This window comes from Saccharopolyspora sp. NPDC002578, assembly GCF_053592695.1.
The window spans coordinates 26,733-52,017 of the sequence record NZ_JBSFWJ010000037.1 but is presented as its reverse complement, the minus strand read 5'-3'; the positions used below and the strand labels follow the sequence as shown (position 1 = coordinate 52,017).

The 25,285-nt window shown below is 71.3% G+C and carries 28 protein-coding genes; 19 read left to right on the top strand and 9 right to left on the bottom strand.

Features of this window, described 5'->3' with window-relative positions:
* Positions 1-4 precede the first annotated feature (4 nt).
* The 11 genes from rimM to whiG all read left to right on the top strand — a co-directional run bounded on the left by rimM (position 5) and on the right by whiG (position 9,991).
* Positions 5-535, top strand: coding sequence for a ribosome maturation factor RimM (gene rimM, locus ACWD38_RS18465; protein ID WP_184481723.1), 531 nt, complete (start codon positions 5-7; stop codon positions 533-535).
* 102 nt (positions 536-637) lie between these two features.
* On the top strand, positions 638-1,432 hold the full coding sequence (trmD, locus tag ACWD38_RS18460; protein ID WP_184481721.1) for a tRNA (guanosine(37)-N1)-methyltransferase TrmD: 795 nt from the start codon (positions 638-640) through the stop codon (positions 1,430-1,432).
* Between the two features lie 223 nt (positions 1,433-1,655).
* Positions 1,656-2,015: a 50S ribosomal protein L19 gene (rplS, locus tag ACWD38_RS18455; protein WP_184481719.1), complete on the top strand. Its 360-nt coding sequence runs from the start codon at positions 1,656-1,658 to the stop codon at positions 2,013-2,015.
* 275 nt (positions 2,016-2,290) lie between these two features.
* Positions 2,291-3,205, top strand: a complete 915-nt coding sequence (gene lepB / locus ACWD38_RS18450) for a signal peptidase I (RefSeq protein ID WP_343071540.1) — start codon at positions 2,291-2,293, stop codon at positions 3,203-3,205.
* A gap of 2 nt (positions 3,206-3,207) precedes the next feature.
* Complete coding sequence (locus tag ACWD38_RS18445; protein WP_343071539.1) at positions 3,208-3,975, top strand: ribonuclease HII; 768 nt, start codon at positions 3,208-3,210, stop codon at positions 3,973-3,975.
* 33 nt (positions 3,976-4,008) lie between these two features.
* Complete coding sequence (locus ACWD38_RS18440; protein WP_184481717.1) at positions 4,009-4,335, top strand: DUF2469 domain-containing protein; 327 nt, start codon at positions 4,009-4,011, stop codon at positions 4,333-4,335.
* Positions 4,336-4,577: 242 nt separating this feature from the next.
* Positions 4,578-4,991 (top strand): YraN family protein, encoded by a 414-nt coding sequence (locus tag ACWD38_RS18435; protein ID WP_184481716.1) that lies wholly within the window; start codon positions 4,578-4,580, stop codon positions 4,989-4,991.
* Entirely contained in the window at positions 4,992-6,509 is a 1,518-nt protein-coding gene (locus ACWD38_RS18430) for a YifB family Mg chelatase-like AAA ATPase (RefSeq protein WP_450124523.1), read from the top strand.
* Positions 6,510-6,726: 217 nt separating this feature from the next.
* Positions 6,727-7,863, top strand: a complete 1,137-nt coding sequence (dprA, locus tag ACWD38_RS18425; RefSeq protein ID WP_184481712.1) for a DNA-processing protein DprA — start codon at positions 6,727-6,729, stop codon at positions 7,861-7,863.
* 93 nt (positions 7,864-7,956) lie between these two features.
* Complete coding sequence (locus ACWD38_RS18420; RefSeq protein WP_450124522.1) at positions 7,957-8,925, top strand: tyrosine recombinase XerC; 969 nt, start codon at positions 7,957-7,959, stop codon at positions 8,923-8,925.
* Positions 8,900-9,991 (top strand): RNA polymerase sigma factor WhiG, encoded by a 1,092-nt coding sequence (gene whiG, locus ACWD38_RS18415; protein ID WP_450124521.1) that lies wholly within the window; start codon positions 8,900-8,902, stop codon positions 9,989-9,991. The genes ACWD38_RS18420 and whiG overlap by 26 nt, the downstream gene beginning before the upstream one ends.
* Positions 9,992-10,021: 30 nt before the next feature.
* On the opposite strand, the gene ACWD38_RS18410 is transcribed toward whiG, so the two are convergent.
* Positions 10,022-10,633 carry a murein hydrolase activator EnvC family protein gene (locus ACWD38_RS18410; RefSeq protein WP_450124520.1) on the bottom strand — a complete coding sequence of 204 codons (612 nt, stop codon included), beginning with the start codon at positions 10,631-10,633 and terminating at the stop codon, positions 10,022-10,024.
* Positions 10,634-11,136: 503 nt separating this feature from the next.
* Here ACWD38_RS18410 and rpsB point away from each other — a divergent pair.
* The 7 genes from rpsB (at position 11,137) to ACWD38_RS18375 (ending at position 17,382) form a co-directional block, all read left to right on the top strand.
* Positions 11,137-11,973 carry a 30S ribosomal protein S2 gene (rpsB, locus tag ACWD38_RS18405; RefSeq protein ID WP_184481704.1) on the top strand — a complete coding sequence of 279 codons (837 nt, stop codon included), beginning with the start codon at positions 11,137-11,139 and terminating at the stop codon, positions 11,971-11,973.
* Positions 11,974-12,190: 217 nt separating this feature from the next.
* On the top strand, positions 12,191-13,006 hold the full coding sequence (tsf, locus tag ACWD38_RS18400; protein ID WP_184481702.1) for a translation elongation factor Ts: 816 nt from the start codon (positions 12,191-12,193) through the stop codon (positions 13,004-13,006).
* A 198-nt stretch (positions 13,007-13,204) separates the two neighbouring features.
* Positions 13,205-13,954 carry a UMP kinase gene (gene pyrH, locus ACWD38_RS18395; protein ID WP_450124519.1) on the top strand — a complete coding sequence of 250 codons (750 nt, stop codon included), beginning with the start codon at positions 13,205-13,207 and terminating at the stop codon, positions 13,952-13,954.
* Between the two features lie 91 nt (positions 13,955-14,045).
* Positions 14,046-14,603, top strand: coding sequence for a ribosome recycling factor (gene frr / locus ACWD38_RS18390; RefSeq protein ID WP_184481698.1), 558 nt, complete (start codon positions 14,046-14,048; stop codon positions 14,601-14,603).
* A 182-nt stretch (positions 14,604-14,785) separates the two neighbouring features.
* Complete coding sequence (locus ACWD38_RS18385) at positions 14,786-15,631, top strand: phosphatidate cytidylyltransferase (RefSeq protein WP_184481695.1); 846 nt, start codon at positions 14,786-14,788, stop codon at positions 15,629-15,631.
* Between the two features lie 10 nt (positions 15,632-15,641).
* On the top strand, positions 15,642-16,373 hold the full coding sequence (locus ACWD38_RS18380) for a class I SAM-dependent methyltransferase (RefSeq protein WP_450124518.1): 732 nt from the start codon (positions 15,642-15,644) through the stop codon (positions 16,371-16,373).
* Between the two features lie 526 nt (positions 16,374-16,899).
* Entirely contained in the window at positions 16,900-17,382 is a 483-nt protein-coding gene (locus tag ACWD38_RS18375; protein WP_450124517.1) for a hypothetical protein, read from the top strand.
* Between the two features lie 5 nt (positions 17,383-17,387).
* On the opposite strand, the gene ACWD38_RS18370 is transcribed toward ACWD38_RS18375, so the two are convergent.
* Genes ACWD38_RS18370 through ACWD38_RS18355 form a run of 4 tightly spaced genes read right to left on the bottom strand, consistent with a single transcriptional unit; the run spans position 17,388 to position 20,608 of the window.
* Positions 17,388-18,059, bottom strand: a complete 672-nt coding sequence (locus ACWD38_RS18370; RefSeq protein WP_425503613.1) for a metal-dependent transcriptional regulator — start codon at positions 18,057-18,059, stop codon at positions 17,388-17,390.
* Positions 18,060-18,111: 52 nt separating this feature from the next.
* On the bottom strand, positions 18,112-18,990 hold the full coding sequence (locus ACWD38_RS18365; RefSeq protein WP_184481689.1) for a metal ABC transporter permease: 879 nt from the start codon (positions 18,988-18,990) through the stop codon (positions 18,112-18,114).
* Entirely contained in the window at positions 18,987-19,709 is a 723-nt protein-coding gene (locus ACWD38_RS18360) for a metal ABC transporter ATP-binding protein (protein WP_184481687.1), read from the bottom strand. The genes ACWD38_RS18365 and ACWD38_RS18360 overlap by 4 nt, the downstream gene beginning before the upstream one ends.
* The gene (locus ACWD38_RS18355) at positions 19,706-20,608 is read right to left on the bottom strand and encodes a metal ABC transporter substrate-binding protein (RefSeq protein ID WP_450124516.1); all 903 of its coding nucleotides are present in this window, start codon (positions 20,606-20,608) and stop codon (positions 19,706-19,708) included. The genes ACWD38_RS18360 and ACWD38_RS18355 overlap by 4 nt, the downstream gene beginning before the upstream one ends.
* A gap of 165 nt (positions 20,609-20,773) precedes the next feature.
* Here ACWD38_RS18355 and rlmN point away from each other — a divergent pair, with 165 nt between their 5' ends.
* Entirely contained in the window at positions 20,774-21,883 is a 1,110-nt protein-coding gene (gene rlmN, locus ACWD38_RS18350) for a 23S rRNA (adenine(2503)-C(2))-methyltransferase RlmN (protein ID WP_450124515.1), read from the top strand.
* A 459-nt stretch (positions 21,884-22,342) separates the two neighbouring features.
* Here the strand turns inward: rlmN and ACWD38_RS18345 are convergent, their stop codons facing one another.
* The 4 genes from ACWD38_RS18345 to ACWD38_RS18330 form a co-directional block, all read right to left on the bottom strand.
* A complete protein-coding gene (locus ACWD38_RS18345) occupies positions 22,343-22,831 on the bottom strand; it encodes a beta-class carbonic anhydrase (RefSeq protein ID WP_184481683.1) in 489 nt (162 codons plus the stop codon).
* Between the two features lie 312 nt (positions 22,832-23,143).
* Positions 23,144-24,223: a hypothetical protein gene (locus ACWD38_RS18340; RefSeq protein WP_184481681.1), complete on the bottom strand. Its 1,080-nt coding sequence runs from the start codon at positions 24,221-24,223 to the stop codon at positions 23,144-23,146.
* Between the two features lie 164 nt (positions 24,224-24,387).
* Entirely contained in the window at positions 24,388-24,660 is a 273-nt protein-coding gene (locus ACWD38_RS18335) for a DUF2631 domain-containing protein (protein WP_184481679.1), read from the bottom strand.
* A 201-nt stretch (positions 24,661-24,861) separates the two neighbouring features.
* Positions 24,862-25,140, bottom strand: coding sequence for a GlsB/YeaQ/YmgE family stress response membrane protein (locus ACWD38_RS18330; RefSeq protein WP_184481677.1), 279 nt, complete (start codon positions 25,138-25,140; stop codon positions 24,862-24,864).
* Positions 25,141-25,285: the final 145 nt, after the last annotated feature.

The following is a 25,285-nucleotide window of genomic DNA, read 5'->3' as shown; positions in this document are numbered from 1 at the left end:
CGGCATGACCGGTCCGATGCTGGCCGTGGGCAGGGTGGCCAAGACGCACGGCGTGCGCGGCGAAGTCGTCGTCGACGTGCGCACGGACAGCCCTGAGCTGCGGTTCGCGCCGGGCGCGGTGCTCGGCGTCCAGCGGCGCGGCGAAGCCGGGCCGGACACGCTCACCGTGACAGCCGCCCGGCCACACGCCGGGCGGCTGCTGGTGCGCTTCGAGTCGGTGGACGACATGGACGCCGCCGAGCACCTGCGCGGCGCCACGCTGATGGTCCGCGCGGATGCGCTCGAAGCAACCGGCGATCCGGACGAGTACCACGACCACCAGCTCGAAGGCCTGCGAGTGGTGCTGCCGACCGGCGACGAGGTCGGCGTGGTGCGCGAGATCCTGCACACGCCCGGCGGCGAGCTGCTGTCGGTGCGCACCCCGGACGACGTGGAACGGCTCATCCCGTTCGTGTCGGAGATCGTGCCGGAGGTCGACCTGGCCGCCGGACGCGTCGTGGTGGACCCGCCCGAGGGCCTGCTCGGCGACGACTGATCACGCCCGGACCCGCGGCGGAACCCGCCGCGTCGGCGCTCGCCTGAGCTCAGAACGCCGCCCGGCCACGTCGCCGGGACCTCTTCTTGAAGGAACACCCCGTTGCGCATCGACGTCGTCACGATCTTCCCCGAGTACCTGGCTCCGCTGCGCGCCGCGCTGCTGGGCAAGGCGATCGAGCGGGAGAAGATCTCCGTCGGGGTGCACGACCTGCGCGACTGGACCCACGACGTGCACCGCGCGGTGGACGACAGCCCCTACGGCGGCGGTCCGGGCATGGTGATGAAACCCGACGTGTGGGGCGAGGCCTTGGACGAGGTGTGCGCGTCGCCGGAGGCTCCGCCCCGGTTGATCGTGCCCACTCCGGCGGGGCGCCCCTTCACCCAGCGGACCGCGGTGCGCTGGTCCGCCGAGCCGTGGCTGGTGTTCGCCTGCGGTCGCTACGAGGGCATCGATCAGCGGGTCGTCGACGAGGCGGCCGAGCGGATGCCTGTCGAAGAGGTCTCGATCGGCGACTACGTCTTGGTCGGCGGTGAGGTCGCCGCGCTGACCATGGTCGAAGCCGTCGCCCGGCTGCTGCCCGGCGTGCTCGGCAACCCCGCCTCCGCCGAGCAGGACTCGTTCTCCGACGGCCTGCTCGAAGGGCCCAGCTACACCCGGCCCGAGGTGTGGCGCGACCGGCCGGTGCCGGACGTGCTGCGCTCCGGCAACCACGCCGCCATCGCGCGCTGGCGGCGCGACCAAGCCCTGGAGCGGACCTACCACCGGCGGCCGGACCTGCTGGACCGGCTGCCCGCGCAGGACCTCAACGCCAAGGACCGCGCGCGGCTGGATACACTGCGCGCGGATGATGAAGCGGATGTTCCTGGAGGAACTCCGCAGCAGGGGCAGGACTGACCCCCACCGGGGGGCGCGCGAGGGCTCGTACCGCGCCGCTTTCCGGGGCCGGTTCCGGCGCCTGCCTGCGCGTCTGGCACACTTGACGGGTTGCTGAAGCCGGATTCTGTACCGGCGCGCACATCGCAAGCCAAACCCCGTGTCAGACGGCGGCCGCGGTTCAGACCCGGCCACGATCCGCGAGTGCACGGGTGCCTACGACACGGATGAGGACGGACCACCGATGAACACCCTGGACGCTCTGGACGCCCAGTCGCTGCGTTCCGACATTCCGGCCTTCCGGCCTGGCGACACGCTGAAGGTCTATGTCCGCGTCATCGAGGGTTCGCGCGAGCGGAACCAGGTCTTCCAGGGCGTCGTGATCCGTCGCCAGGGCGCAGGCGTCCGGGAGACCTTCACCGTCCGCAAGATCTCCTTCGGTGTCGGCGTGGAGCGCACCTTCCCGGTGCACACCCCGAACATCGCCAAGATCGAGGTCGCCACTCGCGGCCAGGTCCGCCGGGCGAAGCTGTACTACCTGCGGGAGCTGCGCGGCAAGGCCGCCAAGATCAAGGAGAAGCGGGAGCCGATCAACGCTTCCTGATGCGTGCCGCCCGCCGGTGGCGGGTGACTTCGGACGACCCGGGTGCTTCGCGCCCGGGTCGTCCTTTTTCATGCGCGCCCGATCGTTCCGGTGATCCACGATCAGGTGAACGAGTTCGGTGGGGCGCGGCACATCGCGCCCGTTCCCGGATCTCCCGGAACCCGCGTTGATCGACCCCGCGCCGGGAACCCGCACGTCACCGGCGGAATGCGTCCCCGCGGCCTCCGGCCGGGGCAGTCCGCCGGGGGGCATCGCGGTTCCAGTAGCCTGGCTGCGTGGCCGACGTCATGCGCTCTAACGGACCAGAAGAAGAGCCCCGCGAAGGCGCGGCTGCCGAGCACCCCGAAGGGGACGGTGGCCGCTCGCGGGGCCGCCGTTCGCGCGAACGGAAGGGATCGTTCTGGCGTGAGCTGCCGATCCTGATCGTCACCGCGCTGGTGCTCACGATCGTGATCCAAGCCTTCCTGGCGCGGGTCTACGTGATCCCCTCGCAGTCGATGGAGCAGACGCTGCACGGCTGCGACGGCTGCCAGAACGACCGGGTGCTGGTCGACAAGATCTCCTACCGGTTCACCGATCCCGAACCGGGCGACGTCGTCGTGTTCCGCGGGCCCGAGACGTGGGGGCAGAACGACTTCCAGGTCGCCGAGCCGTCGAACCCGGTCGTGGGCTTCCTGCAGGGCGCGATGTCGCTGGTCGGCTTCGGCTCGCCGGACGAGAAGGACTTCGTGAAGCGGGTCATGGCCACCGGCGGGCAGACCGTCGAGTGCTGCGACGACCAGAACCGGATGATCGTCGACGGCAAACCGCTCAACGAGCCCTACATCTACTGGGAGCCGGGCCGCCCCGACACGCAGCCGGACTTCGCGCCCGTCACCGTGCCGCCGGGGTACCTCTGGGTGCAGGGCGACAACCGCAACGACTCCTCCGACTCCCGCTTCCAGGGCGGCGGCGGCGTCAACGGTGCGGTGCCGGTGGACAACGTGATCGGCAAGGCGCAGGTGATCGTGCTGCCGCCGCAGCGCTGGCAGAGCATCTCCGAGACCAACCCGCAGGCCGACGCGCTCGGCGCGCCCGCCTGGCAGGCGGGCCTGCCCGCGGGCGTCGGCTTCGCCGCCGCGTTCCCGGTGCTGTGGATGGGCCGCAGGTTCTCCGCCGTCATCCGGCAGCACCGCCAGGAGCGGCACTGACGGTGGGGGCGCGGTCCGCGGTCGCCGAGACGGGCTGGCGCCCGCCGCGGCCGGTGATCCGCCGCAGCAGCGGCAACTGGGCGCTGCAGAGCGCCCTGGACCGCAGCGGACTCGGCCCGGTCGCCGGCGTGGACGAGGCGGGCCGCGGGGCGTGCGCCGGGCCGCTCGTGGTGGCGTCCTGCGTGCTGCGCCCCGGAGACGCGCGGCGGTTCGAGGGGCTCACCGACTCCAAGGTGCTCAGCGAGGCGGAGCGGGAACGGCTCTACGACGTGATCGTGCGGCGGGCCGTGGCCTGGTCGACGGTGGTGATCGAGGCCGACGAGGTCGACGCGCTCGGCATCCACGTCGCCAACCTGGAAGGCATGCGGCGCGCGGTCGCGCGGCTGCCGGTGCATCCGGGCTACGTGCTCACCGACGGGTTCCGGGTGCAGGGCTTGGCCGCGCCGAGCGTGGCGGTGCTCAAGGGTGACCTGGTCGCCGCCTGCGTGGCCGCCGCGTCGGTGCTGGCGAAGGTCACCCGCGACCGCATCATGTGCGAGCTGGACGAGCGGTTACCGAGGTACGGCTTCGCCGGGCACAAGGGGTATTGCACGGTCCACCACACCGCGCGCATGCGCGAGCACGGTCCGAGCGGGCAGCACCGGTGGTCCTACTCGAACGTGGTCGCGGCGGCCCGGCTGCACGGGATGCGGTCGCCACGCACCGTCACCAGCAAACCCGGTCTGTTCGATGCTTCTGAGGGGGAAGTGGTGGACAATGGGCGAACGTAGAACGAACGGCGACGGGGAAGGGCTCGCACTGCGATGAGCGCCGAGGATCTCGAAAAGTACGAGACCGAGATGGAGCTTCAGCTCTACAAGGAGTACCGCGACATCGTCGGGCAGTTCACCTACGTCGTGGAGACCGAGCGGCGTTTCTACCTGGCCAACGCGGTGGACGTGCAGGTGCGCAACTCCGACTCGGAGGTCTACTTCGAGGTGTCCATGTCGGATGCGTGGGTGTGGGACATGTACCGGCCGGCGCGGTTCGTCAAGAAGGTCCGGGTGATCACGTTCAAGGATGTGAACGTCGAGGAGCTGGACAAACCGGAACTCCGGTTGCCCGAGAACGGGCCGTTCGGCGGGAGCTGACCGGTCGCGTCACCGGGCGGAGGGGCGCTCGGCGCTGATGTGGTGGAACGGGTGGTCGCCTGCGGGCGGCCGCCCGTTCTTCGCATCGGCATTCATAGATCGTTTTCGATGGAGTTGTCCACAGGTGGTCGATCCATCCACAGATTTCCCAATTGGGTCTGGTGGGCGCTGACCGGCCAGGGCACTTTGGAAGTCGGGCCCGGAGATCCGCTCCGGGCCGGTTTCCGGCCTTGGAGGCGATCATGGCGGTTCCCACCCTCGACTACCGACCGCTGCGCGGTGCTCTCTCGGACGTGCACGGGCAAGGTACGCACGCGCTCGGCCGAGCCGGTGAGCGGTTGGCGGCCGAGCACTTGGAGAAGCTGGGCATCTCGGTGCTCGCCCGGAACTGGCGGACCGCGCACGGCGAACTCGACATCATCGGCACCGACGGCTACCGCGCGGTGTTCTGCGAGGTCAAGACGCGCTCCGGGATCGACTACGGAGCGCCGCTCGACGCCGTCGGGCCGAACAAGGTCCGCCGCCTGCGGGAGCTCGCCAGAGCGTGGCTCGCGGAGCGGCGGCTGACCGGCTGCCAGGTCCGGTTCGACGTCATCTCCGTCCTGTGGCCCCCGAAGGGGCCGATCACCCTCGACCACCTGCCGGGGGTGTTCTGAATGGCGCTGCGGCGGACGTGGGCGGTCGCGCTGTTCGGCGTGGACGGCGTGCTGGTGGAGATCGAGGCGGACGTGCGCAAGGGCGGCCTGCCGAACGTGCAGCTGCTGGGGTTGCCGGACACGGCCCTGCAGGAGTCGAAGAACCGGGTGCGCGCGGCGGTGCAGAACTGCCAGGAGGACTGGCCGAAGAGCTGCGTGACGCTGGCGCTGTCACCCGCCGCGCTGCCGAAGGCGGGCACCTCCTACGACCTGGCGTTGGCCTGCGCGGTGCTGGCCGGGGCCGAACAAGTGCCCGCGCACCGGCTGGAAAGCACGGTGCTGCTGGGGGAGCTGGCGCTCGACGGCCGGATCCGGCCCGTGCGCGGGTTGCTGCCGGGGCTGCTGGCGGCGCGGCGCGAAGGGATCCGGCGGGCGATCGTGCCCGTGGAAGGGCTGGCCGAAGCCCGGCTGGTCGACGGTCTCGACGTGCTCGGCGCGGAGCGGTTGAGCGAGGTAGTCGACTGGCTGCGCGAGCAGGGCGAGCTCGTGGACGGTCCAGGCGAGGTCGTGTCCCGGCGCACCGAGTCGCCGGAGGACCTGGCGGACGTGCTGGGCCAGCCGGAGGCGCGCTGGGCGCTGGAGGTCGCCGCGGCGGGCGGTCACCACCTGCTGCTGGCCGGCCCGCCGGGCACCGGCAAGACGATGCTCGCGCGACGGCTCAGCGGGCTGCTGCCGGAGCTGTCGCGGCAGGAGGCGTTGGAGGTCACCGCGATCCATTCGGTGGCCGGTGAGCTCAGCGCGGACGCGCCGCTGGTGGCGGATCCGCCGTTCGTGGCTCCGCACCACTCCACCTCGGTTACCGGGCTGATCGGTGGCGGATCGGGGCTGGCGCGTCCGGGAGCGGTCAGCCGCGCGCACCGCGGCACGCTGTTCCTGGACGAGGCGTGCGAGTTCGGTCCGCAACGCCTCGAAGCACTGCGCACCGCGCTGGAGGAAGGGGAGGTCCGGCTCTCGCGGCGGGACGGGACGTTGCGCTACCCGGCGCGGTTCCAGCTGGTGCTGGCCACCAACCCTTGCCCGTGCGCGCCGGCCAGGGACGCCGATTGCCACTGCGCTCCGCAGGCGCGGCGCCGCTACTTCGGCAAGCTGTCCGGTCCGCTGCTGGACCGCGTTGATCTGCGCGTGGACATGCGCCCGGTCACCGCGGCCACCATGCGGGCAGGCGGGCGGACGGAGTCGACGGACGTGGTGCGCAAGCGGGTGTCGCGGGCGCGGGAGGTGGCGGTGCGGCGGTGGGCTTCGCGGGGCTGGCAGACCAACGGCGAGGTGCCGGGCCCGGTGCTCCGCCGCGAGTTCGCGCTGCCGGAGGCGGTGACGGCGCTGCTGGACCGCGGGCTCGACGTGGGGGCGTTGACCGCGCGAGGAGCCGATCGCTGCTTGCGGGTGGCGTGGACGCTGGCCGATCTGGACGGCAGCGAGCGTCCGGAGGCGGATCACGTGGCCGCCGCGCTCGCGTTCCGGGAACGGAGGCTCGCATGACCGCGGCGTCCGGGGCGATGCAAGCGATGCGGGTGATGCTGACCGCGGCGGCATCGTGTCGGTTCTCATCGCACGACGCCGACCGTCGGTGTTCCGGCCCGAGTCCGGGGCGTTCCTGGTTCGAGCTCGCGATTCGGCGCCCCGGCGCGAGACCTGGAGCGGCTGTCGGTGCGCAGGCACGTCCGGTCGGGACCGGTCGCGGCGACGGGGGTGTGCGATGAGCGGGGACGAGCAGGTCCGGCTCGCTCGTGCCTACCTGGCGGCGGTGGCCGAGCCCCCGGCGCCCGCGTTGGCCGCCTGCGTCGCCGAACACGGGCCCGTCCGCACGGCAGCGCTGGTGCGCGGCGGTTCGGCTCCCGGTGCGGTGGCCGACGAGGTCGAGTCCCGGCGGCGGCACGTCTCGGGCGCGGATCTCCTGGCGGCCACGCGGCGGATCGGTGCGCGGCTGCTGATCCCGGAAGATCCGGGCTGGCCCGCGGAGCGCTTCGGACTGCTGGCCGGGGCCGCCGAGGTCGGGGTGCCGGGCATGGCAGCCCCGCTCGCCCTGTGGGTGCGCGGCCGGGCGGATCTCAACGAGGCGCTGGCCGCGTCGGTGGCGGTGGTCGGGGCTCGCGCGGCGACGGGGTACGGCGAGCACCTCGCCGCCGAGCTGGGGCACGGTCTGGCCTCGGCCGGGTGCGCGGTGGTCTCGGGCGCGGCCTACGGCATCGACGGCGCGGCCCATCGGGGCGCGCTGGCCGCGGGCGGCACCACGGTGGCGTTCCTGGCCTGCGGCATCGACATCGACTACCCGGCAGGACACGGCCGGTTGTTGCGCGCCCTCGCGCAACAAGGAGCGGTGGCCACGGAGTACCCGCCGGGCACGACGCCCCGACGACATCGGTTCCTGGTGCGCAACAGGCTGATCGCTGCGTGCGGCCAGGGCACCGTGGTGGTGGAGGCCGGGGCGCGAAGCGGCGCGGGCAACACCGCGAACACCACCGACGCGCTGGGGTTGCCGCTGATGGCGGTGCCGGGGCCGGTGACCTCGGCCAGTTCGGTGGGCTGCCACGACATGGTGCGCTCCGGGAAGGCGGTGCTGGTGACATCGACGCCCCAGGTGCTCGAAATGATCAACCCGCTCGGGGCCGCGCCCCTCGTGGATCCGGTACCGGCCGCTCGCCGCACCGACGCGCTGGAGCCGCGTGCGCGGCAACTGCACGATGCGGTCAGTGCTTGCAAAGGTGCGGACGCCGACCGGCTCGCGCAGGAATCAGGTTTGTCCCTGCGCGCCGTGCGGGCGTTGCTGCCGGAGATGGAGCTGGCCGGCCTGGTCGAGCGGAAGGAGGGCGGTTGGGCGGTGTGCGCCGGATGAACCCGCGGTGATCGACATCGGCGCCTCGGGTGGGAGCGTGTTCACGGCGTGGCCCCCTTGACCGGACCACGTCCAAGGGCGAGCGTTTGCACCATGGAACGCAGACGGTCCGGCGCCGCGGCGAGAACGGACCTGCGCGCGGCGCGCGCATCGCTTCCCGACGAGCTGGGTTCCGCGGTGGATCGGTTCCAGCGCCACCTCGCCGCCGAGCGCGGCCTGTCCCGGCACACCGTGCGCGCCTACCTCGGCGACGTGGTCTCGCTGCTCGCCGACGTGGCGAACTCCGGACCGGGCCTGGACCAGGTGACGCTGCCCGCGCTGCGGTCGTGGCTGGCGGGCCAGCACGCCCAGGGCATCAGCAGGGCGACGCTGGCGCGTCGGGCCGCGTCGGTGCGGACCTTCACCGCGTGGGCGCACCGCACCGGACTGCTCGCCGCGGACCCCGGACCCAGGCTCACGGCCCCGTCCAAGCACCGGGTGCTGCCGTCGGTGCTGCGCGCAGACCAGGCGGACTCGGCGATGACCGCGTCCGCGGCCGGGGCCGCGCAAGGCGACCCGGTCGCCCTGCGCGATCACGCGCTGCTGGAGCTGCTGTACGCGACCGGGATCCGGGTGGCCGAGCTGTGCGGGCTCGACCTCGACGACATCGATCATGAACGGCGCCTGCTCCGCGTACTCGGCAAGGGCGAGCGGGAGCGCGCCGTGCCGTTCGGCGTACCCGCCGATGCGGCACTGGAACGCTGGCTCTCGGCGGGACGGCCCGAACTCGGCACCGACCGTTCCGGCCCCGCGGTCTTCCTCGGTGCACGCGGCGGGCGGTTGGACCAGCGCATCGCACGCCGGGTGGTGCACGACGCCGTGCAGGCCGTGCCCGGCGCGGCCGATCTCGGGCCGCACGGGCTGAGGCATTCGGCTGCGACCCATCTGCTCGAAGGAGGAGCAGACCTCCGTAGCGTTCAGGAGTTGCTTGGTCACGCTACGCTCGCAACGACCCAGCTTTACACCCACGTGACCGTCGACCGGCTGAAGGCGATTCATGACCGAACCCACCCCCGTTCCTGACGACGCCGGGGGCGGTGCCCGCACCGTGGCCACGGAAGCGACATCGAGATCGACGTCGTCGAGGACGAGTCTCCCCGGCGAGCCGACCGCGCAGCGCAGCCAGAACGGCCACGACACGGGCTCCGGCACCAACGGCGCGCAGGTCAACGGCAGCCGGCACACCGGCGGCGCGGCCACCCCCCAGGGGGCCGCGGCGCAGTCGGACACGGCCACCCGATCCGGGGTCGACCAGGGTGCTGACGCGGCGAAGCCCTCGACACCGGGGCGGTTGTCGTACCTCGTCGCCGACGATCAGCGCAGCGCCGACGACGTCGAAGCGGGCATCGTGGCGCTCTGGCACGCCTTCGGCGAACATCGCGATCAAGGCCTGCGGGACAGGCTGGTGCTGCACTACGCGCCGCTGGTGAAGTACGTGGCCGGCCGGGTCGGCACCGGGCTGCCCTCGCACGTCGAGGTCTCCGACCTGGTGCAGTCCGGCATCTTCGGGCTGGTCGACGCGATCGAGAAGTTCGAGCCCGAACGCGGCCTGAAGTTCGAGACCTACGCCATGCAGCGGATCCGGGGCGCGATCTTGGACGACCTGCGCGCGCAGGACTGGGTACCGCGTTCGGTGCGCAGCCGGGCCAGGGACCTCGAACGCGCGCTGGAGCGGTTGGAAGCGAAGCTCCAGCGCCACGCCACCGACGTGGAACTCGCCGACGAGCTCGATGTGTCCGCCGACGAGCTGCACGACCTGTTCGCCCAGCTGCAGATGACCAGCGTCGTCGCCCTCGACGACCTGATCAGCGTCGGCCGGGGCACCGCGTCGCTCGCCGAGACGCTGCCCGACGACCGGGCGGAGGATCCGGTGGCGGCCCTGGTGGACCGGGACAGCCGCAGGCAGCTGGCGGAGGCGGTGGAGCGGCTCAGCGATCGCGACCGGGTCGTGGTGACGCTCTACTACTTCGAGAACCTCACCTTGGCCGAGATCGGCAAGGTGCTGGGGGTCACCGAGTCCCGCGTCTGCCAGTTGCACACGCGCGCGGTCCTGCGCCTGCGCAGCAAGCTCACCGAACCCCAGTCGTGATCGCGGCCTAGAGCCCGTGCGGCGCGGGGCTCACGATCCGACCGGCGCAGCAGCGTCCCAGGGCAGCAGCCGCACCTCGACGGCACCGAGCAGGGCGAGCGGATCGAGGTAGTCCGCGTCGCGGCGGGCGCCCCAGTGCAGGCACGCCGGTGCCGCGCAGCCGGGATGTCCCGCTTCGAGGACGCCGATCGGCTGGCCCGCGGCCACTCGCCGACCGGCCTCGACGGTCGGGCGAACCGGCTCGTAAGTGGTGCGCAGGCCGCCCGCGTGCTCGATCGACACCACCGGGCGACCGGCGAGCTGCTCGGCGTAGCCGACGACGCCCGCATCTGCCGCCGCCACGGTGGCACCGGGCACCCCGGACAGGTCCACGCCGCGATGGCCGGGTCCGTAGGCGCTGGTGGGCGGCGCGAACGGGCGTGACACCGCGGAACCGGGCAGCGGGTGGTGCCATCCGTTCCGCGGCGGGGGAGGAGCCTCGGCACCGGGCTCAGCGCCCGGCGCGGTCGCGGCGGTGCCGGGAAGAACCGCGGGCGCGACGATCAGCAGCACCGGCAGCAGCCGGGCGAGCAGGGCGGGCCGGACGTGGCCGGAGCGCCGGTGACCGGCGCGGACGGGGAAGATCCGGGGGAGCGGGAGCATGCTTCCACCGTGACCCGCTCGGCGCGGGCCGGACAGGGGCAATCCGGAAATCTGTGGATGAATCGGCCGCCTGTGGACAACTCGCGACCTCGCCCTGGGCGGCTTTGCCCGTCGAGTACACTATTAACGCGGTTTCGTGTGCGCACGATCCGACTTCGCGTGTCCGCGCGTCGCCGTCGGGAAACCGAACAACTCCACTCCCGCACCTGTGGTTCCGCTCCTGGCGGCCCCGTCCCGCGCTGAACGGCTTCGGCCGCCCGGCTCGGCACGGCCGTCCGGGAGGCGCGAGATCACCCGGACCGATCGGTGATCGGCTCGGCGTTCGGGAGCAGGGCGGTTCGGAGCTCCGGCGGAACGAGCGGTGCCTTCGAGGTCCCGGCCCGCAGGGCCAGGGTGGGGGCACCGGGCGCGGACACCAGGGCAGCGGGCCACCCGGCTCGCCGCGAGAACCGAACCGCGCACCGCTCGGCGGTGCGCCCGACACAAGAGGTGCGAACAAGGCCATGGCCGTCGTCACCATGAAGCAGCTGCTCGACAGCGGCGTGCACTTCGGGCACCAGACCCGGCGCTGGAACCCGAAGATGAAGCGCTACATCTTCACCGAGCGCAACGGCATTTACATCATCGACCTGCAGCAGGCGCTGTCCTACATCGATGCGGCTTACGACTTCGTCAAGCAGACGGTCGCGCACGGCGGGACGATCCTGTTCGTCGGTACCAAGAAGCAGGCTCAGGAAGCCATCGCGGAGCAGTCGCTGCGCGTCGGCATGCCCTACGTGAACCAGCGCTGGCTGGGCGGCATGCTCACGAACTTCCAGACCGTGCACCGTCGTCTCCAGCGGCTCAAGGAGCTGGAGACCATGGAGCAGACCGGTGGCTTCGAGGGTCGCACCAAGAAGGAAATCTTGATGCTGACCCGGGAGAAGGACAAGCTCGAGAAGACCCTCGGCGGTATTCGCGACATGTCCAAGATCCCGAGCGCCGTCTGGATCGTGGACACCAAGAAGGAGCACATCGCCGTCGGCGAGGCTCGCAAGCTGGGCATCCCGGTCGTGGCGATCCTGGACACCAACTGCGACCCGGACGAGGTCGACTACCCGATCCCGGGCAACGACGACGCGATCCGCTCCGCCGCGCTGCTGACCCGCGTGGTCGCCGACGGTGTCGCCGCGGGCCTCATGTCCCGCAGCGGCCGTGGCAACGGCGCCGTCGAGGGCGAGGAGAAGCCGCAGCCGACCGGCGAGGAGCCGCTGCCCGAGTGGGAGCAGCAGCTGCTGGCCACCGGTTCCGGTGAAGGCGCTGCGGCCCCGGCGGCCGACGAGCAGCCCGCTCAGTCCTGATTCAGTCGTGCTGGTCACCCGCCGTCCGAGCGGGTGACCAGCACGATCTTCGCGCCGACCGGCCACACTGGTGGCCGAGGCCAGTGGCGGCGGGCATCGCTGATGCGGCCGCCGCCTCTTTCGCGTCGCGAGCGGATTCCGACGGGCCTGGTTCCGCCGGAAATCGCCGCTGAAACTTCCGCTGTGCACACATTCCGAAAAAGGACGGACCCGCACGATGGCTAACTACACTGCGGCCGACGTCAAGCGTCTCCGTGACCTGACCGGCGCCGGCATGATGGACTGCAAGAAGGCCCTCACCGAGACCGACGGGGACTTCGACAAGGCCGTGGAGGTCTTGCGCATCAAGGGTGCCAAGGACATCGGCAAGCGCGCCGAGCGTTCCGCCGCCGAGGGCCTGGTCGCCGCCGAGGACGGCGCGATGATCGAGCTCAACAGCGAGACCGACTTCGTCGCCAAGAACGACGAGTTCATCTCCCTGGCGGACCAGGTCGTCAAGGCCGCCAAGGCCGCGAACTCCTCCGACCTCGAGACCGTCAAGGCCGCCCCGCTGGGCGACAAGACGATCGGTGAGGCCGTGCAGGAGCTCGCCGTCAAGATCGGCGAGAAGCTGGAGCTGCGCCGCGTGGCCGTCTTCGACGGCCAGGTGACGACCTACCTGCACCGCCGCGCCGCGGACCTGCCGCCGGCGGTCGGTGTCCTCGTCGAGTACACCGGTCCCTCCGAGGACGCTGCCCGCAACGCCGCGATGCAGGTGGCGGCCCTGAAGGCCACCTACCTGGCCCGCGACGAGGTCCCGGAGGACGTGGTGGCGAACGAGCGCCGCATCGCCGAGGAGACCGCGCGCGCCGAGAACAAGCCGGAGCAGGCCCTGCCGAAGATCATCGAGGGTCGGCTCAACGGTTTCTTCAAGGAGAACGTGCTGCTCGACCAGCCGTCGGTGCAGGACAACAAGAAGACCGTCAAGGCCCTGCTCGACGAGGCCGGCGTGACCGTGACCCGCTTCGCGCGGTTCGAGGTCGGCCAGGCCTGATCTCGCCCGGTGCGGCGGTCGTGACCGCCGCACCGGTTTCGCGTCGCCGCCGCCGGCTCGCCCTGAGCGTGCCCGGCGGCGGGGTTCGCGACCTCACGCCCCGCCTCCGCCCCCTGGGAGGGCGGGGCGTTCGCGCAGCGCACCGCTGACGGTGCACTTCGATCACCGCGCAACAATCAGCCTCTCGGGAGGAACCCAGTGACCGACGACGGTCTGTCGGAAGACGGCTATGGGCGTGTGCTGCTCAAACTGGGCGGTGAGATGTTCGGCGGCGGTGCGGTCGGCGTCGACCCGAACGTGGTCGGCACGGTGGCCAGGCAGATCGCCGAGGTCGTGGCGGGCGGCGTCGAGGTCGCCGTGGTCATCGGCGGCGGCAACTTCTTCCGCGGCGCCGAGCTGCAGCAGCGCGGCATGGAACGCGCTCGCGGCGACTACATGAGCATGCTGGGCACGGTGATGAACTGCCTGGCGCTGCAGGACTTCCTGGAACGCGAGCACGACATCGACACCAGGGTGATGACGGCGATCGAAATGGGCCAGGTCGCCGAGCCCTACATCCCGCGTCGCGCGATCCGGCACATGGAGAAGGGCCGCGTGGTCATCTTCGGTGCGGGGACCGGCATGCCGTACTTCTCCACCGACACCGCGGCCGCGCAGCGCGCGCTGGAGATCGGTTGCGAGGTCGTGCTGATGGCCAAGGGCGTGGACGGGGTCTACACCGCGGACCCGAAGACGGACCCGACGGCGGAGCGCTTCGACGCGGTCAGCCACCGGGAGGTGCTGGAGCGGGGGCTCAAGGTCGCCGACGCGACCGCGTTCAGCCTGTGCATGGACAACCAGATGCCCATCCTGGTGTTCAACCTCCTGGAGGAGGGCAACATCGCTCGCGCCGTGCGCGGTGAGAAGATCGGAACCCTGGTCAGCACCCCGGCCGCAGGGTCCGCCTGACCGTGCTGAGATCCTGATCGGGTTCCGCTACCGACGCCGCCGCGTCGCGCGGCGCGCTGTACACATCGGCCGGCACACCTAAGGAGCAACCGTGATCGACGAGACTCTCCTCGAGGGCGAGGAGAAGATGGAGAAGGCGGTGCAGGTGGCCAAGGACGACCTGGCCACGGTTCGCACCGGCCGTGCCAATCCGGGGATGTTCGCCAACGTCGTCGTCGACTACTACGGCTCGCCGACGCCGCTGAACCAGCTGGCCAGCATCAGCGTGCCGGAGGCCCGGTTGGTCGTGGTCAAGCCTTACGACGCGAGCCAGCTCGCCGCGATGGAGAAGGCGATCCGGGACTCCGACCTGGGCTTCAACCCGTCCAACGACGGGCAGCTGATCCGCATCGCCGTTCCCCAGATGACCGAGGAACGCCGCAAGGAGATGGTCAAGCTCGCCAAGCACAAGGGCGAGGAGGGCAAGATCTCGGTGCGCGGAATCCGGCGCAAGGTCAAGGAAGAGATCGACCGCGTCGTCAAGGACGGGGAAGCGGGCGAGGACGAGGGCAAGCGGGGCGAGAAGGAGCTGGAGACCTTGACGCACCGCTTCACGGCCCAGATCGACGATCTCGTCAAGCACAAGGAAGCAGAGCTCCTCGAAGTTTGAGAGGCTGTCTTGCAACTGTGGTTCGCGGCTGCCGGGCCGCTTTCGCCGGCGGCGCCCGAGTGGGCGCCTGGTCGTTCCCGCTCGTGTCGTCCCCAGGTCCGGCCGCACGAGGTCCGGGCTCCGGAAGTGCTGGTACCGGGCGATCTTCGGTGACGACCAGCCAGCGCGAAGGTGAGTCCGGGATGTCCGCTTCCGTACCGGACCCGCCGTCGCGCCCTTCTCGCGCAGGTCGTGACCTGCGAGCGGCGATCGCCGTGGGCGTCGTGCTCGGCGCCGCGATCATCTTGTCGTTGCTGATGCTGCGGCACCTGTTCATCGGCATCGTGGCGGTGGCGGCCGCGGTCTCCACGGTGGAACTGGCCGGGGCGCTGCGCCGCGGCGCCGACATCCGGGTCAGCCTGCTGCCGGTGCTCGTGGGCGGCCAGCTGATGATCTGGTTGTCGTGGCCGTTCGGGCTGCGCGGGCTGCTGGTGGCCTTCACGATCACCACGCTGGGCTGCCTGGCCTGGCGTTTCCGGCTGGGCGTGGACGGTTATCTGCGCGACGTGACGGCCTCGGTGTTCACCGCCGCCTACGTGCCGATGTTCGCGTCGTTCGCCGCGATGCTGGCGGTGCCGGAGGACGGCGCGTTCCGCGCGCTGTGCTTCATGATCGGCGTCGTCGCCTCGGACACGGGCGGCTACGCGTTCGGCGTGCTGCTGGGCAAGCATCCGATGGCGCCGTCGATCAGCCCGAAGAAGTCCTGGGAGGGCTTCGGCGGGTCGATGCTGACGGGCACCGTCGCGGGTGCGCTGTCGGTGACGCTGCTGCTGGAGGGCCAGTGGTGGCAGGGCGCGCTGTTCGGCGCCGCCCTGGTGTGCAGCGCGACGCTGGGCGACTTGATGGAGTCTGTCATCAAGCGGGACCTGGGCATCAAGGACATGGGCAACATGCTTCCGGGGCACGGCGGTCTGATGGATCGGATGGATTCGCTGCTGCCGTCCGCGGTGGTGGCGTGGATGATGCTTTTCTGGTTGCTACCGCAATGATCTGGTCGCCGTGGTGATCGGCTCCGAGCCGGAGCCCCGGATCACGCCGAGCCCGAACATCTGGCACTGGCCGGAGGTCTACGAGCGGGAGAACCGCGCGCAGGACTCGACCGGCGCGCTGTGGGGCGCGCTGCGCGCCCGGTGCGACTGGGCGGGCCGGGACGTGGTCGACGTCGGGTGCGGCGACGGCTTCCACTTGGAGGTCTTCGCGGAGTCCGCGCGGTCGGTGATCGGAATCGAGCCGCACGCGCCGCTGGTGGAGCGGGCGCGGCGGCGGGTCGCCGGGCTCGCCGGGGTGGACGTCCGCCGGGCTCCCGCGCAGCGGCTCCCGCTGGCCGACGCGAGCGTCGACCTCGTGCACGCGCGGACGGCGTACTTCTTCGGGCCGGGGTGCCAGCCGGGATTGGCCGAGGCCGAGCGGGTGCTGCGGCCGGGCGGCACGCTGGCGATCATCGATCTGGACGGCTCGTGCGAGCCGTACGGGAAGTGGATGCGGGCGGACGCGCCCCGGTTCGACCCGCCCGCGGTGGAGCGGTTCTTCCAGCTGCACGGCTTCGACAGCGAGCAGGTGCGAACGGTGTGGCGGTTCGACGATCGCGCGGAGCTGGCCGAGGTGCTGGGGATCGAGTTCTCGCCGAAGGTCGCGCGCCGCGCGCTGCGCGAGGTATCCGGATGCGCGCTGGAAGTCGGCTATCGCGTGCGAATTCGCACCCGTCCGCTGGGCCTGCTTCGCGGTTCGTGAATTTCGAATTCTCCTTTCCGGATTCGGGTCGCGCTTTCCGGTGCCGTACCGGCCGGTAGTTCATTGCTCGGGAAAACACCCGCTCGGACAAGGGATTGCTGTATCCGAGTGCGGTTACTGCCACGTAAAGTAGCCGTGGGTCTCGATCGGCTGGGAATAACAACCGGCCAGACTATTAAGCCGAGCGGCATTATCGAGTACCGTTACCCTTCGGTGCTTTTGTCGCGATGCGAACGCCCCCGAATGACGCCTTGTTCCGGGGCGTCCGGCGTGATCGACTTGTGGTGGCGACGGGGTGTGCGCCCGCTGCAACGACGCGGCGGCTGCGCCGCCCGCAGGTCCGCGCAGAGACCCGCGACGGTGCCCCGTGGCCGACAAACGGCCTCCAGCGCCGACCACGGCACATCGAGGTGACCACCGAAACCGGTCAGCAGATCCATGATCGCGCCCGGTCGGCCGTTCCCGGACGGCCGCGGGCAGAGGCGGCCCGATCCCGCCCGAGAAGACGCGCAACAGGAGCGACCAGATGGCCATTCACGCGGGGAGACCGGTGACCGCGGGCCTGAGCCAGGTCGCCCGGATGGATCGACGCGAACGAGCCCGGCTGGTCCGGGAGCTGTCCCGGCAGCACCCGACGTTCCGGTCGCTGTGGCGCCAGGTGATGCTCGCCAGGGGAATCGCGTTCACCTCCGTGCTGGCGCTGGCGCTCGCGGTCATCCTGCTGGTGCAGGCGGACGTGCCCACGCGGTGGGTGTCCGCGCTGGTGCTCGGTGGCCTGGCCGGGTTCGCCTACGTCGCCATAGTGCTCACGGATCACCGGTTCGACCTGCTGCTCGCGGTGCTCGGCGCGCACCGCACAGATGAGCTGCACGGACGCCTGCTCACCGACGAGCTCTACGGTGCCGAGGCGGCCGAGAAGGAGGCCCCGCCGAGCGAGCCCGCCGATCACCCCGGCGAGGAGGGGGCCGACGATCGGGAGTGGGACGGGGGCAGGCGCCGCGCCTGCTGAGGCGGTCAGGTCCGGATCGAGAGCGTGCCCGCGATCTCGGTGCCGAGGAAGTGCGTCTCGGCCTGCGCGGGTTCTCCGATGCGCACGACCAGCGGTCCGCCGAACGGTTTGCGCTCCACGACCTCGATCCGCGCGCCCAGCGTCATCCCGTGATCGGTGAGGTAGCGCAGCAGCTCCGAATCGGTGTCCCAGACCCGCGCGATGGTGCCGATGGTGCCGGGTTCGACCTGGTCCAGCAGCCGGGTGGTCGGCTTCTCGACGATGCCGTCCGCGGTGGGGATGGGGTCGCCGTGCGGATCGTGCGTGGGATTGCCGAGCTTGGCGGCGATGTGCTCGATCAGTTCGTCGGAGACGGCGTGCTCCAGCGCGTCTGCCTCCGGGTGCACTTCGTCCCAGGTGTAGTCGAGCACCTCCACCAGGAACAGTTCGAGCAGCCGGTGCCTGCGGAGCACGTCGTAGGCCAACCGGCGGCCGTCCGCGGTGAGTTCGACGCTTCGGTACCGAACGTGGGTGACCAGTCCCAGCTGCGCCAGTTTGGTGATCATCCCGGACACCGACGAGGGGCTCAGCCCCAGCCGCTGCGTCAGCGTCGCGTTGGTCACGGCCACCCCGCGCTCGCTGAGCCCGTAGATCGCCCGGACGTAGTCCTCCACGGACGCCGACGGGCGTTCGGCCATGCTTGTCATGTCATCCACGATAGGAGACCGGGTGGTGCCACGAGTGGGTGGACTATCCGGCCGAAGCCGCCTCCGCCCGCCGCGCGCGTCGGCGCAGCACCTCGCGCAGCAGGCCCTGGCCGGGCGCGAACAGGTAGGTGAGCAGGAACAGCGCGGCCTGGCAGAGCACGATCATCCCGCCGGTCGAGGTGTCCAGGTGGAAGCTCAGGTAGGTGCCCGCGAGGCCGCTGCCGACCGACAGCGCCGCGGCCACCGCCAGCATCTGCGGGAAGCGCCGGGTGAGCAGGAACGCGGTCGCCCCCGGAGTGATCAGCATCGCGGTCACGAGGATGACCCCGACGGCCTGCAGCGCGACGACCACGGTCAGCGCGAGCATGGTCAGCAGCAGCGCCCCGATCAGGCGCGGTCGCAGCCCGATGGCGTGCGCGTGGGTGGGGTCGAACGCGTAGAGCGTGAGGTCCCGGCGCTTGATCATCGCCACCGCCAGCGTGATCGCGCTGATCACCAGGACCTGCGCGATGTCCCCGTCGGTGACGCCGAGGACGTTGCCGAACAGGATGTGGTTGAGATCGACCTGGCTGGGGATGCGCGAGACCAGCACCACGCCCAGCGCGAACAGCCCGGTGAACACGACGCCGATCGCCGCGTCGCCCTTGAGCTTCGTGGTGCCCCGCACCGCGCCGATCATGGCCACCGCGAGCCCGCCGAACAGGAAAGCCCCGACGGAGAACGGCAGCGCGAACACGTAGGCGAGCACGACCCCGGGCAGCACGGCGTGCGACACGGCGTCGCCGAGCAGGGACCAGCCGATCAGCGTCACCCAGCACGACAGCACCGAGCACACCAGCGCCGCGACGACGCTGACCAGCAGCGCGCGCCGCATGAAGCCGAATTGCAGCGGCTCCAGCAGCCAGATCGCGATGTCGTTCATCGGGCTCCTTCCGCCACGCCGAAGGTGCGGGCGAGCGTTTCCGGGGCGAGCACGTCGGCGACAGGGCCGTGCGCGAGGACCCGCTGGTGCAGCAGCACCGCCTCGTCGCACAGCGCGGGGGCGCCCGCGAGGTCGTGGGTGGAGATCATGATCGTGCGGCCTTCGTCGCGGAGTCCGCGCAGCAGCTCGCTGATCATCGCCTCGGATCCCTTGTCCACTCCGGCGAACGGTTCGTCGAGCAGCAGCAGCTCGGCTTCCTGCGCGATGCCGCGGGCGACGAAGGCCCGCTTGCGCTGGCCGCCGGAGAGCGCGCCGATCGGGTTGCGGGCCAGCGCGGTGAGCCCGACCCGTTCCAGCGCGTCGGCGACGGCGGCCCGGTCGGCGGGCCGGGCGCGGCGCATCGGTCCCATCCGGCCGTAGCGGCCCATCAGCACCACGTCGGCCACGGTGACGGGGAAGGTCCAGTCGACGGCCTCGGACTGCGGCACGTAGGCGATGAGCCCGTCGCCGCGGGCGCGCTTCGGGTCGCGGCCGAGCAGCCGGATCTCGCCGCTGTCCGGGCGCACGAGCCCCATCAGCGCCTTGAACAGCGTGGACTTGCCGGACCCGTTGACGCCCAGCAGCCCGCACACCCGTCCCGGCGCGATGTCCAGGGTCACGTCGTCGAGGGCGAGCGTCTCCCGGTAGGAGACGGTGACGTGACGTGCCCGCACGCTCATCGGGTACCCCCGGAGAGTCCGCCGACGATGGTTTCGGCGTCGTGGCGTAGCAGGTCCAGGTAGGTGGGGACCGGCCCGCCCGGTTCGGACAGGGAATCGACGTAGAGCTTGCCGCCCAGCCGCGCGCCCGTCTCCTCGGCGACCTGGCGCTGGGCCTTGTCGTTCACGGTGGATTCGCAGAACACGGCCGGCACCCGCCGGTCCTCGACGAACCGGGTGGTGTTCTTGATCTGCTGCGGGGTGCCTTCCTCGTCGCTGTTGACCGGCCACAGGTACGCCTCGCGCAGGCCGGTGTCCCTGGCGAGGTAGGAGAACGCGCCTTCGCAGCTGACCAGGGCCCGCTGCGGCTCGGGAATCCGGGCGATCTCGGTGCGCAGGTAGGTTTCGATCTCGTCGAGCCGCCGCGCGTAGTTCTCGGCGTTGACGCGGAACTCCTCGGCGTGCGCGGGGTCGAGCCGGGTGAGCGCGTCGCGGATGTTCGCGACGTAGATCTTCGCGTTGCGCGGCGACATCCACGCGTGCGGATTGGCCTTGCCCTCGTAGCCTCCGGCTTCGACTGGGATCGGCTCGACACCGGCGCTGAGCGTCACGTGCGGGGCTTCGCTGCGGGCCACGAACTGGGCGAACCAGCTCTCCAGGCCGAGCCCGTTGTCCAGCACCAGGTCGGATTTCGCGGCGGTGAGCAGGTCGCTGGGGGTGGGCTCGTAGCCGTGCACCTCGGCGCCCGGCTTGGTGATCGATTCGACCTCGATCGCGTCCCCGGCGACGGCCCTGGTCATGTCGGCGAGCACGGTGAAGGTGGTGACGACCGAGGGCTTGCCGTCATCGGCACGGCTCAGGTCGACGTCGCAGGCCGCCACCAGGGGCGCCGTCGCGGCCAGCGCGGCGAGCACGGTCACCGCGCGCCGCGATCTCGGCTGTCCGCAGCGAAAGTTTCGCTGCCGTGGAGAGCTGCTTTTCGGCACCCCGAAACATTAACCGATGGGGTGAGCGGCGACCAGGGCCGCCGGTCCGCGGACGGGCCGACGAGCCGCCGACGCCTTCGTGGGACACTGGTCGGCGCTATGTCGACTTCACTCCCGCTGGTCTTCGACGCGCCCAAGCGCGGCATGCCCCCTCGTCACCTCGCCGATCTGTCGGCCGAGGAGCGCCGCGCCGCCGTGGCCGAGCTGGGCGAGAAGCCGTTCCGCGCGAAGCAGCTCGCGCACCACTACTTCGGCAGGCTCAACGCGGACGTCGAGTCGATGACCGACATCCCCGCGGCGAGCCGGGAGAAGCTCGGCGCGGACCTGCTGCCGACGCTGCTGAGCCAGATCCGCACGCTCGACACCGACGAGGGCACCACGCGCAAGACGCTGTGGCGCGCGCACGACGGCACGCTGATCGAGAGCGTGCTGATGCGCTACTCCGAGCGCGCCACCGTCTGCATCTCCAGCCAGGCGGGCTGTGGCATGGCCTGCCCGTTCTGCGCCACCGGCCAGGGCGGCCTGCAGCGGAACCTGTCCACGGCGGAGATCGTGGACCAGGTGCGCACGGCGGCGGCGATGATGCGCGACGGCGAGGTGCCGGGCGGCCCGGGGCGGCTGTCGAACGTCGTGTTCATGGGCATGGGCGAGCCGCTGGCGAACTACAAGCGGGTCATCGCCGCGGTGCGCCGGATCTGCGACCCCGCGCCGGAGGGCCTCGGCCTGTCGCAGCGCTCGGTGACGGTCTCCACGGTGGGCCTGGTGCCCGCGATCAAGCGGATGACCGAGGAGCAGCTGCACGTGACGCTGGCCGTGTCGCTGCACACCCCGGACGACGAGCTGCGGGACACGCTGGTGCCGGTGAACAACCGCTGGAACGTCGCCGAGGTGCTGGAGGCGGCCCGCGGCTACGCCGACCACACCGGGCGCCGGGTGTCGATCGAGTACGCCCTGATCCGCGACATCAACGACCAGCCGTGGCGCGCGGACCTGCTGGGCAAGCTGCTGCACAAGCACCTGGGCCAGTTCGCCCACGTGAACCTGATCCCGCTGAACCCGACGCCGGGCAGCAAGTGGGACGCCTCGCCGAAGCCGGTGCAGCGGGAGTTCGTGCAGCGCGTCCGCGACGCGGGCGTGCCCTGCACGGTCCGCGACACCCGCGGCCAGGAGATCGCCGCGGCCTGCGGCCAGCTCGCCGCCGAGGGCTGAGCGGCCCGCTGGCGGGACGGTTCCGGAGCAGCCGCTCAGGTGACGGGACGACGTCATCAAGTCGGATGATCTCGTTCGAGTCCGGCCGCCTCGGCGCACCGCGTGGACTGGTTGCCGCGACACATACCCGCGGCCGGTCGTGCGGCCGCGTCGACCAGCGCGAAGTTCCACGAGCACGCTCCGGCCGGGGTGCCGCGACGATCGGTGCACGATCATCGCGGCGTCCCGCGCAAGGGGTGTCCATCGACCGTGTGGGGGCTCTGGAAAAACGGACCTGCCGGAGATCATGCTGGTGAGCGTGGTCCTGACCGACCGTCGGGACCGCGTCGGCCTGATGCCGATGCCCCCGACCGGTGTCGGGCCCGGCCGACCGGACAGTGCTCCCTTCCCCTCGCACCGCACTGTCCGGTCGGACCCCCGGTGCGCCGCGACCTCGCCGGGCCGCGGCGCCGAGGGAGATCAGCCGATCTCGCGGAGCTTCCCGGTGGCGACGTCGAAGGCGAAGCCGCGCACCGAGTCCTTCTTCGGGATGAAGGGGCTGGTGCGGACCCGCTCCAGGGAACTCCGCACGTCGGCGTCGACGTCGGTGAACGACTCCGGAGCCCACTCGGGTGCGATCCCGGTGTCGCGCTGGAGGGATGCGGTGAACTCCTCGTCGGTGAACGTGAGCATGCCGCAGTCGGTGTGGTGGATCAGGACGATCTCCTCGGTGCCCAGCAGGCGTTGGCTGATCGCGAGCGAGCGGATCTCGTCCGCCGTGATCACCCCACCGGCGTTGCGGATCACGTGCGCCTCGCCCTCGTGGAGGCCGAGCGCGCGGTAGACGTCCAGACGGGCGTCCATGCACGCCACCACCGCGATCTTCTTCGACGGGGGCAGGGGCAGCGGACCGCTGAATCCGGCGGCGTAGGCGTCGTTGTTGCGGAGCAGTTCATCGGTGACCGACATGGTGCAGCCTTCCTCGTCGTGGGAGGCGCGAGCGCCGAGTGCTCGCGCCGAGCGGGCCGGCCGCGCACCGGGTGCGCGGCCCGTCGACACGCCTGGTCGAACAGCGAGCCCCGCCGAGTCGGCCAGAACGCGGTCAGCACCGCAGAGGTCATGTGCGCACTCTTCGAAGTCCGTTCGGATCGGGCCGCGTGGTCACCGCTCGGCGCGTCCGCCGCCGGCGGCGCGAAGACCACTGCGCGACGCCTTCCTATTGGTGCACGCCGAGTGAGCGCAAGGAGACACCACGTCATGGGACGCCGGAGCTCGGCGGATTCAGCCGGGTGGGGCTCCGGACGCGATGATCCGTTCCGGGGCGTCCGGCGGCCAGGTGATGCACTCGCCGACGTCGCCGACGCCGACGCGGGGATCCGCGGAACCCGGCACGGTGACCTCGCCGTCCCGGACGGCCTCCCGCAGCCGGATCAGCACGCAGAGCTCGTAGGCCGAGCGGTCCACCCGCCCGTGCCGGTCGACGACCACGCTCAGCCAGGCGGAGGGCACCACGCCGCGCACCGGGACGTCCGCCTCCGGCGGGTAGAAGCGCTCGGTGCCCCACGCGCGCGTCGTCTCGCCGAGCAGTTCGCCCAGCGCGGCCAGCAACGGCCAGGACTCGGGTGCGGCGCTGCGGAACTCCAGCACCTGCAGCATCGCCGACAGCAGCTGCCGGTAGTCCGAGGTGTAGGCGACGTGCAGCGCGGCCCGGCCCGCTCGGGCGCGGCTGTGCTGCTCGTCCGCGCCGCGCAGCAGCGCTCCCAGGCCCTCGTCGGGCACCGGCCACCACTCCCACTGCGCGAGTCCGCCGGACGGGCCCGCGATGCGCGCCGGTCGGCCGGTCTGGCGCAGGCGTTCGGCGACGCGCGCGTGCAACTCGTCCACCAGCGCGAACAGGACGCCGAGGACTTCGTGGGTGAGTTCCGCCTGCCTGCACCAGCACAGCGCGGCCAGCAGCGACAACCGTTCGCCTGGCGAGACGGGCCACTCGGCGAGCGCGCGGTGCCGCCAGCAGTCGACGGTCTCCAGCGGTACGTCGTCGAAGGCGTCCGGTGGGAGCCGCAGCTCCCGCAGCCGGTCGAGCCGGTCGATCTCCCGGAGCAGCGCGGGCAACCGCTCGGGGGCGGGCGCTCCGCTCAGCTCGTCGAGGAAGGAACTGGGCAACCGCAGCGCGCGGACGGCGCTGATCCCGTCCAGCTCCCGGCACAGCGCTCGCGCGTCGATCCGCGCGGGAGCGGCCAGGAACTCGTGCGGTATCCGGTCGCGGCCCCGAGCGCCGAGCAGCCCGGCGAGTTCATCCGTCGCCGCCCCCAGGCGCGCCAAGACCCGCCGGTGCAGTTGCGGCTCCGGGGAATGGCCCACGAAGCGAAACGTAGACCTCCTGGGGCAAACCCGATCGAGCGACCTCCGAACAATGAATGATCATCGCTGCAGGTCGGGTCGTGGTCGGCTCGGCCGGGAGGAGGATGGGCGCCACCCGTTCGTCCTAACCGTGGCAAGTTCCCGGGTGACGACGGGGGCGTCCGTCAGCGTCGACGGCGGCGGAGGTCCGCCAGCAGTCCGATCGCGACGGCCGCGGCGAGGCCGATGAGCCAGATGTCCTCGGTCTTGAAGGTGTCGCCGCCGCTGAGGATGCCGTGGTGGTTGCCCACCAGCATGATCAGCAGCGCGAACACGGTGAACCAGCCAGCGATCTGGGTGCCCTTGGGGAACCCGCCGTGCCAGCCCCAGTCGACCGACGGCTCGTCTGCCGGGTCGATGGCCTGACCGGGCTTGGTCTCCAGCTCCGTGCTCGCCACGTACCCTCCTGCGCCACAACCAGCCACCGGGGCGGTTGAACCTGCTCCTAGGCGCGGCACGAGCCACGCGTAGCCCATCTTCGCATACGCGGGACCGCCGACCGGGTGCCTGGTGACCACCTGGGCACGCCTGCCGCGGAAACGAAGCCGCGGAACGGGATGACCCGTTCCGCGGCTTCCTGGGAGTGGACCTGGGGCGTGTCAGCCCCCTTTGGCGGCCTTGCTGGTCCTGCCGACGATCAGCCGGTAGATGCCCAGCACGATGATCGCGCCGACGATGGCCAGCAACCACGTGCGCCACGACCAGAAACTGCCCAATCCGACGTGGAAGACCCAGTTCCCGATCAGGCCGCCGACGAAAGCCCCGACCACACCCAGCAGCAAGGTGACGAGAATCCCGCCCGGATCCTTGCCCGGCATGATCAACTTGGCGATGGCGCCCACGATGAGACCGAGAACGATCCATCCGATGATGCCCATGGCGCTACCCCTTCCTGCCTGGTCGATGAAACGCTGAGCCATCGGTGCGGGCCGGTGGTCCAGGCGTCCGGTGCTCGGGGCTTACCCCCCGATCGTGACGGCAATCTCGTCTTCGCGCACCGCGAGCGACCGGTGATCGCCTGCT

Excerpts from the sequence above, each read along its gene's own strand:
- rimM (WP_184481723.1), top strand. The coding sequence starts at position 5 with ATGACCGGTCCGATGCTGGCCGTGGGCAGGGTGGCCAAGACGCACGGC.
- rplS (WP_184481719.1), top strand. The coding sequence starts at position 1,656 with ATGAACACCCTGGACGCTCTGGACGCCCAGTCGCTGCGTTCCGACATT.
- ACWD38_RS18440 (WP_184481717.1), top strand. The coding sequence starts at position 4,009 with ATGAGCGCCGAGGATCTCGAAAAGTACGAGACCGAGATGGAGCTTCAG.
- ACWD38_RS18435 (WP_184481716.1), top strand. The coding sequence starts at position 4,578 with ATGGCGGTTCCCACCCTCGACTACCGACCGCTGCGCGGTGCTCTCTCG.
- ACWD38_RS18430 (WP_450124523.1), top strand. The coding sequence starts at position 4,992 with ATGGCGCTGCGGCGGACGTGGGCGGTCGCGCTGTTCGGCGTGGACGGC.
- dprA (WP_184481712.1), top strand. The coding sequence starts at position 6,727 with ATGAGCGGGGACGAGCAGGTCCGGCTCGCTCGTGCCTACCTGGCGGCG.
- ACWD38_RS18420 (WP_450124522.1), top strand. The coding sequence starts at position 7,957 with ATGGAACGCAGACGGTCCGGCGCCGCGGCGAGAACGGACCTGCGCGCG.
- whiG (WP_450124521.1), top strand. The coding sequence starts at position 8,900 with ATGACCGAACCCACCCCCGTTCCTGACGACGCCGGGGGCGGTGCCCGC.
- ACWD38_RS18410 (WP_450124520.1), bottom strand. The coding sequence starts at position 10,633 with ATGCTCCCGCTCCCCCGGATCTTCCCCGTCCGCGCCGGTCACCGGCGC.
- rpsB (WP_184481704.1), top strand. The coding sequence starts at position 11,137 with ATGGCCGTCGTCACCATGAAGCAGCTGCTCGACAGCGGCGTGCACTTC.
- tsf (WP_184481702.1), top strand. The coding sequence starts at position 12,191 with ATGGCTAACTACACTGCGGCCGACGTCAAGCGTCTCCGTGACCTGACC.
- ACWD38_RS18385 (WP_184481695.1), top strand. The coding sequence starts at position 14,786 with ATGTCCGCTTCCGTACCGGACCCGCCGTCGCGCCCTTCTCGCGCAGGT.
- ACWD38_RS18375 (WP_450124517.1), top strand. The coding sequence starts at position 16,900 with ATGGCCATTCACGCGGGGAGACCGGTGACCGCGGGCCTGAGCCAGGTC.
- ACWD38_RS18370 (WP_425503613.1), bottom strand. The coding sequence starts at position 18,059 with ATGGCCGAACGCCCGTCGGCGTCCGTGGAGGACTACGTCCGGGCGATC.
- ACWD38_RS18365 (WP_184481689.1), bottom strand. The coding sequence starts at position 18,990 with ATGAACGACATCGCGATCTGGCTGCTGGAGCCGCTGCAATTCGGCTTC.
- ACWD38_RS18360 (WP_184481687.1), bottom strand. The coding sequence starts at position 19,709 with ATGAGCGTGCGGGCACGTCACGTCACCGTCTCCTACCGGGAGACGCTC.
- rlmN (WP_450124515.1), top strand. The coding sequence starts at position 20,774 with ATGTCGACTTCACTCCCGCTGGTCTTCGACGCGCCCAAGCGCGGCATG.
- ACWD38_RS18345 (WP_184481683.1), bottom strand. The coding sequence starts at position 22,831 with ATGTCGGTCACCGATGAACTGCTCCGCAACAACGACGCCTACGCCGCC.
- ACWD38_RS18330 (WP_184481677.1), bottom strand. The coding sequence starts at position 25,140 with ATGGGCATCATCGGATGGATCGTTCTCGGTCTCATCGTGGGCGCCATC.